The sequence below is a fragment of the Streptomyces sp. NPDC051913 genome (assembly GCF_044593635.1).
Lineage (GTDB): Bacteria > Actinomycetota > Actinomycetes > Streptomycetales > Streptomycetaceae > Streptomyces.
In genome coordinates, this window is sequence record NZ_JBIUCI010000001.1 from 1,120,924 (window position 1) to 1,134,040 (window position 13,117).

The 13,117-nt window shown below is 73.1% G+C and carries 15 protein-coding genes and 1 pseudogene; 8 read left to right on the top strand and 8 right to left on the bottom strand.

Annotated features, from left to right (window positions below):
- Window positions 1-198 precede the first annotated feature (198 nt).
- Window positions 199-636, top strand: coding sequence for a hypothetical protein (locus ACIHIX_RS05240; protein WP_003974483.1), 438 nt, complete (start codon window positions 199-201; stop codon window positions 634-636).
- 69 nt (window positions 637-705) lie between these two features.
- Here ACIHIX_RS05240 and ACIHIX_RS05245 read toward each other — a convergent pair whose 3' ends face one another.
- The 4 genes from ACIHIX_RS05245 to ACIHIX_RS05260 all read right to left on the bottom strand — a co-directional run bounded on the left by ACIHIX_RS05245 (window position 706) and on the right by ACIHIX_RS05260 (window position 5,496).
- Window positions 706-1,932, bottom strand: a complete 1,227-nt coding sequence (locus tag ACIHIX_RS05245; RefSeq protein ID WP_399949877.1) for a winged helix DNA-binding domain-containing protein — start codon at window positions 1,930-1,932, stop codon at window positions 706-708.
- Between the two features lie 120 nt (window positions 1,933-2,052).
- Window positions 2,053-2,298, bottom strand: coding sequence for a hypothetical protein (locus ACIHIX_RS05250; protein WP_399949880.1), 246 nt, complete (start codon window positions 2,296-2,298; stop codon window positions 2,053-2,055).
- Window positions 2,299-2,507: 209 nt separating this feature from the next.
- Window positions 2,508-4,973, bottom strand: coding sequence for a molybdopterin oxidoreductase family protein (locus tag ACIHIX_RS05255; protein ID WP_399950080.1), 2,466 nt, complete (start codon window positions 4,971-4,973; stop codon window positions 2,508-2,510).
- Window positions 4,974-5,019: 46 nt separating this feature from the next.
- Window positions 5,020-5,496 (bottom strand): SRPBCC family protein, encoded by a 477-nt coding sequence (locus ACIHIX_RS05260; RefSeq protein WP_399949882.1) that lies wholly within the window; start codon window positions 5,494-5,496, stop codon window positions 5,020-5,022.
- Window positions 5,497-5,600: 104 nt separating this feature from the next.
- On the opposite strand from ACIHIX_RS05260, the gene ACIHIX_RS05265 reads away from it, so the two are divergent.
- The 7 genes and pseudogenes from ACIHIX_RS05265 (at window position 5,601) to ACIHIX_RS05295 (ending at window position 10,517) form a co-directional block, all read left to right on the top strand.
- The gene (locus ACIHIX_RS05265) at window positions 5,601-5,987 is read left to right on the top strand and encodes a DUF3040 domain-containing protein (protein ID WP_399949885.1); all 387 of its coding nucleotides are present in this window, start codon (window positions 5,601-5,603) and stop codon (window positions 5,985-5,987) included.
- An 88-nt stretch (window positions 5,988-6,075) separates the two neighbouring features.
- Window positions 6,076-7,617, top strand: a complete 1,542-nt coding sequence (locus ACIHIX_RS05270) for an FAD-dependent oxidoreductase (RefSeq protein ID WP_399949888.1) — start codon at window positions 6,076-6,078, stop codon at window positions 7,615-7,617.
- A gap of 87 nt (window positions 7,618-7,704) precedes the next feature.
- Window positions 7,705-7,890, top strand: coding sequence for a hypothetical protein (locus ACIHIX_RS05275; protein ID WP_399949890.1), 186 nt, complete (start codon window positions 7,705-7,707; stop codon window positions 7,888-7,890).
- A 40-nt stretch (window positions 7,891-7,930) separates the two neighbouring features.
- A pseudogene (locus ACIHIX_RS05280) lies at window positions 7,931-8,534 on the top strand (flavodoxin family protein).
- Between the two features lie 96 nt (window positions 8,535-8,630).
- Entirely contained in the window at window positions 8,631-9,317 is a 687-nt protein-coding gene (locus ACIHIX_RS05285; protein ID WP_399949893.1) for a HemK2/MTQ2 family protein methyltransferase, read from the top strand.
- Window positions 9,301-9,531 (top strand): CDGSH iron-sulfur domain-containing protein, encoded by a 231-nt coding sequence (locus tag ACIHIX_RS05290; protein WP_399949896.1) that lies wholly within the window; start codon window positions 9,301-9,303, stop codon window positions 9,529-9,531. Before ACIHIX_RS05285 ends, ACIHIX_RS05290 begins: the two co-directional genes overlap by 17 nt.
- On the top strand, window positions 9,528-10,517 hold the full coding sequence (locus tag ACIHIX_RS05295; protein WP_399949899.1) for an iron-containing redox enzyme family protein: 990 nt from the start codon (window positions 9,528-9,530) through the stop codon (window positions 10,515-10,517). Before ACIHIX_RS05290 ends, ACIHIX_RS05295 begins: the two co-directional genes overlap by 4 nt.
- 4 nt (window positions 10,518-10,521) lie before the next feature.
- Here the strand turns inward: ACIHIX_RS05295 and ACIHIX_RS05300 are convergent, their stop codons facing one another.
- From ACIHIX_RS05300 to ACIHIX_RS05315, 4 genes are all read right to left on the bottom strand, one after another.
- Window positions 10,522-10,932, bottom strand: coding sequence for a nuclear transport factor 2 family protein (locus tag ACIHIX_RS05300; protein ID WP_399949902.1), 411 nt, complete (start codon window positions 10,930-10,932; stop codon window positions 10,522-10,524).
- A gap of 2 nt (window positions 10,933-10,934) precedes the next feature.
- Window positions 10,935-11,741 carry an MBL fold metallo-hydrolase gene (locus ACIHIX_RS05305; RefSeq protein WP_399949905.1) on the bottom strand — a complete coding sequence of 269 codons (807 nt, stop codon included), beginning with the start codon at window positions 11,739-11,741 and terminating at the stop codon, window positions 10,935-10,937.
- Window positions 11,742-11,790: 49 nt separating this feature from the next.
- Entirely contained in the window at window positions 11,791-12,408 is a 618-nt protein-coding gene (locus ACIHIX_RS05310; RefSeq protein WP_399949908.1) for a DsbA family protein, read from the bottom strand.
- A 198-nt stretch (window positions 12,409-12,606) separates the two neighbouring features.
- Window positions 12,607-13,101: a MarR family winged helix-turn-helix transcriptional regulator gene (locus ACIHIX_RS05315; protein WP_399950082.1), complete on the bottom strand. Its 495-nt coding sequence runs from the start codon at window positions 13,099-13,101 to the stop codon at window positions 12,607-12,609.
- Between the last annotated feature and the right edge of the window lie 16 nt (window positions 13,102-13,117).

A 13,117-nucleotide genomic window follows, 5' to 3' on the forward strand; every position in this document is an offset into this window, starting at 1 on the left:
GGAGATATGCATCGCGGTGGCGGACTGGGCGAGGGGACTGATGACCTGGGTCCTCGACGTGCCCGGCGGGGAAGGCACCGGCGCGACGCGGAGGAAGCCGCAGAAGCAGCACGTGTACCGGGTGAGTCAGAGGCGGACGATCGACGTATCGAACGTCGGATCGATCGGTTGAGGCCGGGGAGCAGGAATGGTGGTCGGGTGGGGGTGACGTACAAGTACTTCGGCGCGCCCGACGGCGCGACCGCGGCCCGCGTCCCGATCTCGATGCGCCCCGAGGAACTCGGCGGCGACGAGCTCGGGATGAACGGCATGTTCACCAAGATCAAGCCGGAGACGATGGCCGCGATGGTCCTCACCGGCATAGAAGGCGTCCCGCTCCACAAGGTCCCCCCGCTGGAACTGGTCGTCCTCCACCCCGACTACGCGGTGGTCAAGCTCCCCATGACGGTCGTGGACCCGTTGCGCGGGATAGGCGAGGAGGCGGTGGGCGCCGCGGCGTTCATCTGGTCGACGGTGCCGGACCGGGGCGGCCCGCGGGACGCGTTCAACGTGTACCAGCTGCTGCACGAGTGGCAGGACTTCAGCCACCGTCTCCATGAGGCGGGGCATCAGCCCTACTGCCTGGTGTGGCCGTGAGCTGAGGCTCCATGGTCTGCGGGCGGGGTTCTCGGACCCCGCCCTTTCTCATGTCCGCGGCGGCCCGGATCAGGCTCTGAGCCGTCCCTCCAGCGGGGTGCGGAAGCTCGGGCGGATGCGGATGTCGCCGAAGAACGCGGTCAGGCGGGCGGCCTCGGCGGTGACGGCGGTGCGGGCGTCGCGGGTGAGGCGGATGCCGGGAAGCGCGGCGGTGACGATCTCGCCGTCGGGGCGTTGCGTCCAGGCGCCGACGATCCGGCCGTTCCACCACACCGTGGGGCCGATGTTGCCGTTGGTGTCGAAGAGTTCGGTGGTGTGGGCGGGGTCCAGGTACCAGTCGCGGCCCCGCCAGCCCATCGGAGTGGGGTCGAGGGCGGGGAGCAGGGCCGCCCAGGGCCCGGGGTCGGCGGGCGCCGCCAGGTGCTCGGGCAGAGCGTGCCCCTGGCCCTGCGCGAGGTCGACGTCCACGGCCTCCGCGCCGGCCAGGGCCTTGCGGGTGGCGGTGAGGGTCCAGCCGGTCCACCACTTGACGTCCTCGGTGGTGGCGGGGCCGAAGGCGGCCAGATAGTGGCGGGCGAGGTCGGCTCGCGCCGCGTCGGCGGGCAGCTCGGGGTGGGGTTCGGCCACCGTCCAGCGGAACTGCGAGGAGGCCCAGCTGCCCAGCGGCCGGCCCCGGCGGATCCTGCCCTCGGCGGCCAGCACCCCGAGGACACGGCTGGTGATGCGCGGCCTCGCCTCGTAGGCCTTGCCGGGCGCCATGACGATCTTCTGCTGCAACTCGGGCACCGCCTCCCCGAGTTGGGCCGCCGTCGCCTCCCCGAGGCCGGCCAGCGCGGTGAGCACCTCCTGCTCCAGGGCGGCCAGGCGGTGTTCGTCGTAGCCGAGTTGCTCGCCGAGGAGCTTGAGCAGCCCGGTCCGCTCACGGGCGGCCACGGCGCGGGCCGTCGAGGCGTCGACGACCGGGGCGAGGGAACGCGGGACGACGAACATGGTGCGGCGCATGCACAGCATCCGGATCAGCGTGTGGTCCGTGTACAGGGCGCGTTCCAGGTCGGCCGTCGAAGGGGCCGCCATCCGCGCGGCCACCGTCAGGTACACGCTGGCCGGATCCGTGGCGTGCAAGCCCAGTACGGCGTCGGCGACCTGCTCGGAGGTGGCCGCGCGGGCGGCGGGGGCCAGGAGGTGACGGGTGGCGAGGAGGGCTCGGCGGTGGTCGTCGGTGATCTTGGGGCGGGCGGTGGTGTGGGTCATGGCGAGTCGGCGGCCCGGTGAGTCCGCCGTGAACCGTCCTTTCACGTTCGCTCCGGCTTGCGAACCCGACGCTACGAGGGAATGCGGCCAGCTGCCGTCCTAAACGGGCAACCACCCTTCCCCACCGTCCTCAGCAGCAACGAACCTTCCCCGCCGGACGCGCGGTCACCGCCCCGCCCCGCCGGCCCCACGACCACCGCCCCGCCATCCCCTGCCGCGCCACACCTGCCGCACGACCGCCGCCGCCTCCACCCAGCCCTCCACCGCCGCGCTCCACCCGCCCCACCCCCCGCCTCGACCTCCACCGCCGGACGCCGCCCGCCCCACGACGCGCCCCCAGACCTCCGCCGCCGTGCTCCACCCGCCCCACACCTGCCGCACGACCGCCGCCGCCTCCACCCAGCCCTCCACCACCGCGCTCCACCCGCCCCACCCCCCGCCTCGACCTCCACCGCCGGACGCCACCCGCCCCACGACGCGCCCCCAGACCTCCGCCGCCGTGCTCCACCCGCCCCACGCCCCCGCTCCCCCCAGCCCTCTGTCGCCGGACGCGCAGCCCGCAGCCCCGACTCCGTCCTCCCCGGCCGGACAGTCACCGCCCCCGCCCCGCCCTCCGTCGCCTACCCCGCCCCTTCCCCCGCCTCCTGCCTCGCGGTCGCCAGCGGGCCGCCTGTGGTCGGGGGTGTCGGGGACGGGCCGAACGGGGCCGAGGCGGTGGTCGTGGGGGCCGGGCTCACCGCTCCGGCGGCGGGTTCGAGCAGGGTCAGTCGGGCCGCGGCCGTCTTGAACAGGGGCTGTTTGGAGACCGGGTCCCAGTCGGTGACGGTCGTCTCGTTCGCCGCCCGGCCGCCGTCCTTGCCGGGACGGTCGCCCTCGGGGGTGTCCCAGTAGCCGTAGTGGAAGGGCAGGAACAGCATGCCGTCGCGGATGCCCGTGATCCGCAGGCGGCCGCGCAGCGAGCCCCGGCGGCTGGTGACCTCGACCAGGTCGCCCTCCGCCACACCGTGCCGCCGCGCCTCCTCGGCGGAGATCTCCACCCACACCTCCGGCGCGGCGGCGTTGAGCTGCGGGGTGCGGCCGGTCTTGGTGCGGGTGTGGAAGTGGTAGATCGTGCGGCCGGTGTTCAGCTGCAACGGGTAGGTGGGGTCCGGGAGTTCGTCCGGGGGTACGTAGTGCGCCGGCTTCAGTACGGCCTTGCCGTCCGGGTTCAGCGCCCGGTAGTCGGACTCCGTCATCGAGTCGCCGGTCATCACGTCCTTGCCGTACGTCTCGCAGATCTGCGGCGCGGCCCAGGTGATGCCGTCGGTGTAGAGGCGTTCGGTGCCCTCGCGCGAGGCGCTGGTGCAGGGCCACTGGATGCCGCCCGCCTCACGCAGCCGGTCGTAGGACAGGCCGGTGTAGTCGCAGGGGCGGCCCCGGCTGCACTCCTGCCAGGCCCGGAACGCCGACTCGGGGTCGTGCCAGGAGATCAGCGGCCCGCCGTCCCGGTCGCGGAAGTCCATGCGGCGGGCGTAGTCGAGCAGGATGTCGAGGTCGGGGCGGGCCTCGCCGGGCGGTTCGATGGCCTTGTCGGAGAGGTGGACCGTGCGGTCGGCGTTGGTGAACGTGCCGGTCTTCTCGCCCCAGGTCGCGGCGGGCAGCACGACGTCCGCGAACTGGGCGGTCTCGGTCAGGTACAGGTCCTGGACGACCGTGAACAGGCTGTCGCGGCGCAGGATGCCGCGGACGCGGTGCAGTTCCGGCAGGGACACCGCCGGGTTGGTGCCGGAGATCCACAGCAGCCGGATGTCGCCCTGCTCGGCCTTGGCGAAGATCTCCATCGCCGGGGTGGGCGGCGCGTCGTGCGGGATACGGGACGGCTCCACGTTCCAGACCCGGGCGAGGTCGGCGACATGGTCGTCGTTCTGCCAGTTGCGGAAGCCGGGCAGGTCGCCGTCGGCGCCGCACTCACGGGTGTTTTGGGCGGTGGGCTGGCCGTTCATCTGGAGCACCCCGCAGCCGGGGCGGCCGAGCATGCCGCGTAGCAGCTGGAGGTTGTTGACCTGGCAGGCGGCGGCCGTGGCCTGGTGGGACTGGTAGACGCCCTGGAGCACGGTGGACAGCAACCGCTCGGCTTTGCCCAGGAGTTCGGCTGCCTCGGTGATCCTCGCGGCCGGTAGGTCACAGATGCCGGCGGCCCAGGCGGGGGTGCAGTCGGCGACGCGGGCGGCGAGGTCGTCGTAGCCGACGGTGTGGGCCTCGACGTAGGCGTGGTCGACCCGGTCGGTACGGATGATCTCGTGCAGAAGGGCGTTCAGCAGGGCCACGTTCGTGCCGGAGCGCGGGGCGAGGTGGACGGTGGCGTGGCGGGCGACCTGCGTGGGGCGCGGGTCGACGCACAGCAGCCGCGGTGGATCCCCGCCCGCCAGCCGGTCCAGCACCCGCATCCACAGCACCGGCTGGGTCTCGGCCATGTTGTGCCCGAACAGGGCGATGGCATCGGCGTGGTCGACGTCCGTGTACGAGGCGGGCTGGCCGTCGCAGCCGAAGGTCTCCTTCAGCGCCTCGGCGGCGGTCGCCGTGCACAGCCGCGTGTTGCCGTCGAGGTGGTTGGTGCCCAGCCCGGCGCGGACGATCACCGCGAGGGTGTAGTACTCCTCCAGGAACAGCTGACCGCTGGTGTAGAAGCCGAGCGCGTCGGCGCCCCGCTCGGCCAGCAGCCGCCGGGTGCGGTCGACGATCCGCTCCATGGCGGTGTCCCAGTCGCAGGGGACGAGATGGCCGCCCTCCCGGACCAGCGGAGTGGTCAGCCGGTCCGGGGAGTGGTTCGCCTGCCAGCCGAACAGGTCCTTCGGCCCCAGCCGGCCGTGGTTGACCCGGTCCCGGGACCGGCCGCGTACGCCGACGATCCGGCCGTCGGCGACCGCGATGTCCATCGCGTCGCCGTTGGAGTGCAGCAGCGATGCCGTCGGCACCCACCGCCGCACCCCCTCCGCGGTGACACCGGGCGCCAGATAGGAGTCGACGCGCACGGGCCACGTACCGTCACGGTCGTAGGGGGTGCGCTCGCCCCAGGGCTGCGCGATCCGGTCCACCTCGGGCTGCATGACGCTCATGACCTCTCGGCTGGGGTGACAGGCCTCTCGGCCGGGATCAGAGGGACGTCATGCCCGGGTCCTCGGGGCGGATCCGCCCGCGCCAGCCACCGCTGTCGCCGCTGCTCTCGACGTAGTCCTTGAAGCGGCGCAGGTCGCCGGAGACCCGGCGGTCGATCATGCCGAGCGCGTCCGCGCTCCGTTCGGCGACGCCGCTGGGCTCGACGTCCATGGTCAGCTCGACCTTGGTGTGCATGTCGTCCACCCGTTCGAAGCGGACCGAGCCGCGCTGCTGGGTGTCCCCGCCGACGGAACGCCAGGTGATCCGGTCGTCGGGCAGCTGGTCGACGATCTCGGTGTCGAACTCGCGCCGGACGCCACCGATGCTGGTGGTCCAGTGGTTGTGCCGGTCGTCGAGCTGCGTCACCTCGTCTACGCCCTCCATGAACTTCGGGAACTCCTCGAACTGGGTCCACTGGTTGTACGCCCGGTGCAGCGGCACCTCCACCTCGACCGCCTTCTTGACCGTGCTCATGGGTTCCTCCCTCATCGCTTGCCTGTGTGCACCGCGCCGAGTACCCGGCAGGCGTCACCTCACCCCGGCGGGGAACCCGGCCGGTGACGAAAGAGGTGCCGATCGTGAACGACCGCAGCGACCCCGACGACGTGGTGCTCTCCCCGCACGAACGGCTGACGCTCCGCCGTATCGAGGCGGAACTGAGCGGCGACCGCCGCCTGACCCGCCGGATGTGCCGGCTCCTGCATCAGCCCGCCGGCCGCCCGCACCACCGCGCCGGCCGCCCGGTCCCCCGTCGCGCGCTGCCGCTGTCCACGGCCGCCCTGCTGAGCGCCTCGGTGTTCCTCGTCGTCATGGGCGTCCGCACCTCCGACCCCGTCCTCCTGTGGTGCTTCGCCGCGCTGTGGCCGCTGACCCTGCTCCAGGCGTTCCGGCTGCTGTGCCGCGTCACCGAGGCCGGGCCCGAGGCGAGGACCAGGTCCGGGGAGCCCGGCACGCCGTGGCGGTGAACCCCGCACGGGGCAGAACCCGAGGAACCCCAGGAACCCCGGGGAACCCCGGCGCGGAGGCGCCGCAACCACAGAACAGGAGACGGCCATGGACGCCGACGCAGGACTGAAGGGACTGAAGGGGTCGTACTGGCTCGAGACGGCCCCGCCGGGCACCCTCGCCCCGCCGCCCACCGCCGATCTCACCGTCGACGTCGCCGTGATCGGCGGCGGCATGGCCGGACTGAGCACCGCCTGGGAGCTGGTCCGGGAGGGCCGTGAGGTGGCCGTGCTGGAGGCGGGGCGGCTCGCGGCCGGGGTGACCGGCCGGACCACGGCCAAGCTGACCGCCCTGCACACCCTCGTCTACGACCGGCTGCGCCGCACCCGCGGGGCCGAGGGGGCGCGGCTGTACGCCCGCTCGCAGACGGACGCGATCCGGCACGCGGCGGACATCGTGGCGGAGCTGGGCGCGGACTGCGACTGGGAGGAGGCGGCGGCGTTCACGTACGCCGAGGAGGCCGAGGGTGTCGCCGAGCTGAGGGCCGAGGCGGAGGCGGCACGGGAGGCGGGCCTCGACGCCTCCTTCGTCACCGCGACCGACCTGCCGTTCCCGGTGGCGGGCGCGGTCAAGGTGGTGCGGCAGGCCCAGTTCCACCCCCGCAAGTACCTGCTGGCGCTCGCCGAGGACCTGCGTCGGCGCGGCGGCACGGTGTACGAGGACACGCGGGTCGTCGCCCTCACCGAGGGCGAGCCGTGCGTCCTGACGACCGAGGCCGGGGTGACGGTACGGGCGAACGACGTCGTCGTCGCCACCCACTACCCGGTGTTCGACCGGGCCCTCCTCTTCACCCGGCTCTCCCCGCGCCGCGAGCTGGTCGTGGCCGGCCCGCTCGACGCCGACCGGGCCCCGCGGGACATGTACATCACGCCGGAACAGAACACCCGCTCGGTGCGCAGCGCGCCCTACGGAGGCGACACCGGCGTACGGCTGCTCATCGTCACCGGCGAGCACTTCACGCCGGGCACCGCGGACGTCGACAAGCGCTTCGCCCGGCTGTCCGACTGGGCCGAGAACCGCTTCCCCGGCCTGACCCTCACCCACCGCTGGGCGACCCAGGACAACGACTCCACCGACTCCGTGCCCCTGGTCGGCCCGCTCCACCCCGGCGCCCGGCACACCTACGTGGCCACCGGCTTCGGCGGCTGGGGGCTGAGCGGCGGCATCATGGCGGGCCGCCTGATCAGCGAGCTGATGGCGGGCCGCCAGGTCGAGTGGGCCGGGCTGTACGACCCGCGGCGCCTCGGCTCCGTGGTCCGCGAGGGCGTGTCCTTCCTCAAGCACCAGACGCAGGTCGCCCGGCACTTCGTCGGCGACCGGCTGCCGCCCCTGTCGGGTCCGGCGCCGGAGGACCTCGCGCCGGGCGACGGTGCCGTGATGCGGGTGGGCGGCCACCGCTGCGCCGTGCACCGGGACGCGGGCGGCGGGCTGCACGCGGTGTCGGCGAACTGCACCCACCTCGGCTGTGTCGTGGCCTTCAACCACGCGGAACAGGCCTGGGAATGCCCCTGCCACGGCTCCCGCTTCGCCCCGGACGGCAGCGTCCTCCAGGGGCCCGCGGTACGCCCGCTGGAACGGCGTGACATCTGATTGCGGCCGTTTCCGCACAGCCCCCGAGGGAACTCGGTCGCCATCTCGAAAAGACAGCACGACACCTCAGGAAGAAGCTGAACCGCCGTGACCGCGCCCACCGTCAACAACAAACCCACCGCCGCCCTGCGCGTGGCCAGGACGGGCTGGAGGAAGGCCCGCATCGTCCGCGAGCAGGGTCTGCGTACCTGCATCTCCCCTGTCGAGGACGGCAGTTGCCCGCTCATGACGGACACGGGCGGCGAAGCAAACATCGTCCGCGGCGACGACTGACCGGAGACTGACCGAGGGCTTCCCCCATCCCGGAGGAACCGTGAAGGCACTCGTCATCAACTGCACGCTCAAGAGGTCCCCCGACCCCTCCCCCACAGAGGCACTGGCCGAGGTGGTCACCGCGAGGCTGTCCGGCTACGGCGTCCAGGTCTCCTCCGTCCGGGCCGTCGACCTCGACATCACGCCCGGGGTGGTCACCGACGCCGGCGACGGCGACGAGTGGCCCGGCGTCCATGAGCGGCTCCTGGAGTCGGAGATCCTCGTCGTCGCCTCCCCCCACCTGGCTGGGCCGGCCCTCCTCGGTCGCGCAGCGCGTCCTGGAACGCATGGACGCGATGATGACCGAGACGGACGACGAGGAGCGCCCCGTCGCCTACAACCGCGTGGCCGGCGTCGTCGTCACCGGCAACGAGGACGGCGCCCACCACGTCATCAGCGAGATCTCCGGAGCACTGGCGGACATCGGCTACACGTTCCCCGGCCAGTCCTGGACGTACTGGCACCTGGGCCCGGGCCCCGGCCCCGACTACCTCGACGAGGAGAAGGGCCGCGACTGGGCGCACAGCACCGGCCGCACGATGGCCGACAACCTCCACGGCGTGGCGAGCGCCCTGTCCGCCCGACCGCTGAAGGCCCCCGGCTGACGAGACCGCGTTCGGCGCCCGCAAGCGAACGCCCCGCACTCATGTGACCGCAGCGCCCTGGCACCCGCCTCGGCCCGGACAGACCCCAGGAGCCCCATGACCCCCACCACCGTCGGCTGCCCCACCCCCGCCGACCCACGCCGCTGCTGGGTCCCGCGAGGCGTGTACGCGCCGCAGACCGACACCCGGCTTCTCGGGCGGGCCCTGCGCCGCGAACCGATCACCGACCGGACGGACGTGCTGGACCTGGGCACCGGCAGCGGGGCGCTCGCGGTCGAGGCCGCGCGGCTCGGCGGGCGGGTGACCGCGGTCGACATCTCCTGGCGGGCGGTCGCGGCGGCCTGGTTCAACGCCGTGCTCAACGGCCAGAACCTGCGCGTGCGCCACGGCGACCTGGCCGCGGCGGTACCCGGCCGCCGCTTCGACCTGGTGCTCGCCAACCCGCCCTACGTCCCCGCGCCCGACGCTTCCGCGCCCCGCGGCCCCGCCCGCGCCTGGGACGCGGGACCGGACGGCCGGCTGCTGATCGACCGGGTCTGCGACTCCGCGCCGACGGTCCTCCAGCCGACGGGCGCCCTGCTGCTCGTCCACTCGCATCTGTGCGGCGTCGACGCCACGCTGGGCCGTCTCACCGGGGCCGGTCTGCGCGCGGAAGTCGTCGACCGCACCCGGCTGCCCTTCGGTCCGGTCCTGCGCTCCCGGCTCGGCTGGCTGCGCGACCGGGGTCTGGTGAACGGCGACACGACAGAGGAGTTGGTGGTGATCCGTGGCCGCCGCGTCTGACCGCCCCCGCCGCATCCGTGTCCAGCGTGACGGGCCCCTGCTGATCGAGGGGCCGGTCGAAGTGGTCGACGAGAACGGCGAGGTGACGATGTCCGACCGATTCGAGGTGGCGGTCTGCACCTGCCGCCGCAGCCGTCTGTTCCCGTGGTGCGACACGAGCCACCGCCGCCGTGAGCGGCGCACCGGCCCGTCGGACGAAGGGGGCCCCGCATGACCACCGCCTCCCGGCACCGCCCCCCGCCCCTGCCGACCCCCCGCGGCCCGCTCTCCGCGGCGGTGGCGGCGGCCCTGCAAGGCGCGTCGGCCCCTGACGGCCTTCCCGACTCCCCCGTCTACGGCGACGATCTCCAACTGGCCCTCTACACCCTCTACGAACTGCATTACCGGGGCTTCGAGAACGTCCCCGACGACCTGGAGTGGGACAGCGCCCTGCTCGCCTTCCGCGCCGCGCTCGAAGACCGCTTCCTGACCGCGCTGCGCGAGGACGTACCGACCACCGACACCACCGCCACCGCCGCCCTGGACGCGCTCCAGGTCGAACCGACCGCCGACCCCGACGGCACGAGCGTCTCGTTCTTCCTGCGCGACGAGGGCACCCTCGACCAGCTGCGCGAGTACGCGGCGCTGCGCTCGCTCTACCACCTCAAGGAGGCCGACCCGCACGCCTGGGTCATCCCGCGACTGCACGGGCGGGCCAAGGCCGGGATGGTGGCGGTGGAGTTCGACGAGTTCGGCGCGGGCCGCCCGGACGAGATCCACGCGGAGCTGTTCGCCGACCTGATGACGGACCTGAAGCTGGAGACGGCGTACGGCCACTATGTCGACGCGGCCCCGGCGGAGGCGCTCGCCACCGTGAACCTGATGTCCCTGTTCGGCCTGCACCGGGCGCTGCGCGGTGCGCTCGTCGGCCACTTCGCCGCCGTGGAGGTGACCTCGTCCCCCGGCTCCCGCCGCCTCGCCGAGGCAATGCGCCGGGTGGGCGCGGGCCCGGCGGCCGTAAGGTTCTACACCGAGCACGTCGAGGCCGACGCCGTGCACGAACAGGTCGTGCGGCGGGACGTCGTCGACGGTCTGCTGGAGAGCGAGCCGGGTCTGGACACGGACGTGGTGTTCGGCGTCCGCGCGACCTCGCATCTGGAGGACCGCCTGGCCGCCAGGCTGCTGGGAGCCTGGCGGCAGGGGACCACCGCGCTGCGCTGACGGATCAGTCGGTCATGGCGTCGCGGACGAGGGCGGTGTCGACGAACTGCTCGAAGCGGACGATGAGTCCGCCGCGCACGACGAAGGAGTGGGCGACGCGGACGTCGATCGCCTTGCCGGTGGCCTTGTTGACGGCGCTGTAGCGGGCGAGGACGACGACGTTCTCGCCGTCGACGACGTAGGTGTCGTCGTGGGCGGTCCAGCCGTCCCAGTCCTGGCCCAGCTTCTCCATCACGTTGGCGGTGACACCCTCGGGCGTGCGGTACGTCCCGGCGAGGGGGAAGCCCGCCATCTCCGTCCACTCCACGTCGGGGGCGAGGGTGGCGCGCAGGGCGTCGAGGTCACCGGCGGCGGAGGCCAGGTACTGGCGGCGTACGACGTCGGCGGGGGCGGGAGAGGTCGCGAACTCGGTCATGGTCAGCCCCACTTCATCTCGCCCTTGGCGACCTTCGCACCGATCTGCGCGGCGATCAGCATGCCGTTGTCGGGGTAGCGGGCCACCAGCGCCTCGGTGAGCGCCGGGCCGTCGGCGGCCTTGCCGAGTTCCTCCTCGAAGGCCACGAGGTAGTCGCGGGTGGCGGTGATGGCGGTGGCGTCGGCGGCGGTGCCGGGCAGCCGGTGACCGGGCACGACCAACTGCGGGTCGAGGGCGGCCATCTCGTCCAGGAGCTTGATCCAGGCGGCGCGGGAGGCGGGGGTGGCGGTGTCGGCGACCCAGACGTGCTCCTGCTGGAAGAGCAGCACACCGCCCAGCAGGGCGCGGTGTTCGGCCTGCCACAGGTAGTGGCGGTCGGGCAGTTCGGGGGTGCCGCCGCGCAGTTCGAAGCGGTGGCCTTCGAGGGTGAGGTCGCCGCTCAGCGGCTCCAGCCCGACCAGGCGGGTGGGCAGGTTGGGGCCGAGCGCGGCCCAGGCCTTGAGCTTGCCCTCGTAGGAGTGCTGGATGTGCTCGATGACGATCGGCGTGGCGAGGAACTTCGCCTGGGGGAAGGCGTCGGCGACGACCTCGGCGCCGAAGTAGAAGTCGGGGTCGGCGTGGCTGACGAACACGGTGGTGAGCGTCTTTCCGGAGTCGAGGACCTCGGCGACCAGACGGTGGCCGTCGGCGCGGGTGAACGCGGCGTCGACGAGGAGGGCCTCGCTCTCGCCCGTGACGAGCGTGGCGGTCTTGTTCTTGCTGCCGGCCGGGAAGTCGAGGTCGAGGACCTTGAAGTCGAGCGTGCTCATCGAGGACTCCTTCAAGAGAGGGGGACGGGGGTGGGGACGGGGAGCGGGGTCAGTGGATGCGGAGGGACGCCAGACGCCGGTCCACGTCGTCCGCGGTGGCGTGACCGTGCGCGAGGACGGTGACGAGGTCGCCGTCGATGCCGAGGAGGGTGGGGAAGCCGGTGACGCCGAGTGCGGCGGAGCGGCGGAAGTCGGCCTCGGCCGCGTCCTGCGCTTCGGGCGCCTCGAAGGCGGCGACGACGGCGCCGGCGTCCAGACCGGCGGCCTCGGCGACCTTCCGGTAGGTGGCGGGGTCGGAGAGGCTCAGACCGTCCACGTAGAAGGCACGCTGGAGGGCGACGGCGAGGTCGGCGGCCCGGTCGGGGGCGGCCTGGCGCAGGGCGGCGACGCCGCGGGCGGCGGCCTCGGAGTCCATCACGAAGGAGCCGTCGGCGATCAGCCGGTCGTAGGCGGCCCCGAACTCGGCGCCGGTCAGCTCGGCGATCTGGGCGTTGGCGCCCTGGACGTACCCGAACTCACGGATCGGCACCCGGCGCGCCCGGGTGAACAGGCCGCCGGAGACGACCTCGACGGGCAGCCCGGGGTGGCGGGAGACGACCTCGCCCAGGGTCCCGGAGAACCCGTGCGACCAACCGCAGTAAGCATCGAAGACGTAGACGAGCTTCATCGAGGACCTCGGCAAAGGGTGTGGGGCGCCCGCCGGAAGCGAGCATTTCACCTGACACAACAGTAACTGATCCGTCAGGTATTTCCCCGGCGAGGTGACCGGCGGTGTGACAGCCGCCACACCGGAGTGCCGTTAGCCAGTGAACCAGCGCCGCCCACCACCCGCAGGTCGACGAAGCCGACCGGCCGATGCCCGACCTCAGGGCAGCCGAGGCAGCACATCCCGCGCGGAGTGACTCAGGATGCGCAGATCCTCCGCGAACCGGTCATGGTCCTCGGCCGGCAGCGGCGCCAGGAAGTAACGCCGGATGTTCTCCACGTGCACCCGCGAAGCCCGCACCGCGGTCCGCTCCCCCAACTCGGTCAGCCGCACCAGCCGCCCCCGTCGGTCACCCGGGTCCTCGGCGCGCTCGACGAGCCCGGCCGCCTCCATCCGGTCGACCAGCCGGGTGGCGCCGCCGGTCGTCAGCACCTGCTCCTGAGCGACGGCCCGCATGGACAGCCCGGCCCCCTCGGCCCGCCCGAGGATGAGCAGCACCTCGAACATCAGATGGCTGATCCCGCACTCCTCCTCCAGGGCCCGGCCCAGGAGGTACTCCAGCCGGTTGGCCGCCCCCTGGAGCCGCCCGAAGGCCAGCACCAGCGGATTGTCGGCGGCCTCCTTCGCCGTAGAGATCTCCGCCCGCTCGTCCACGTCCCGTCGCCCTTCC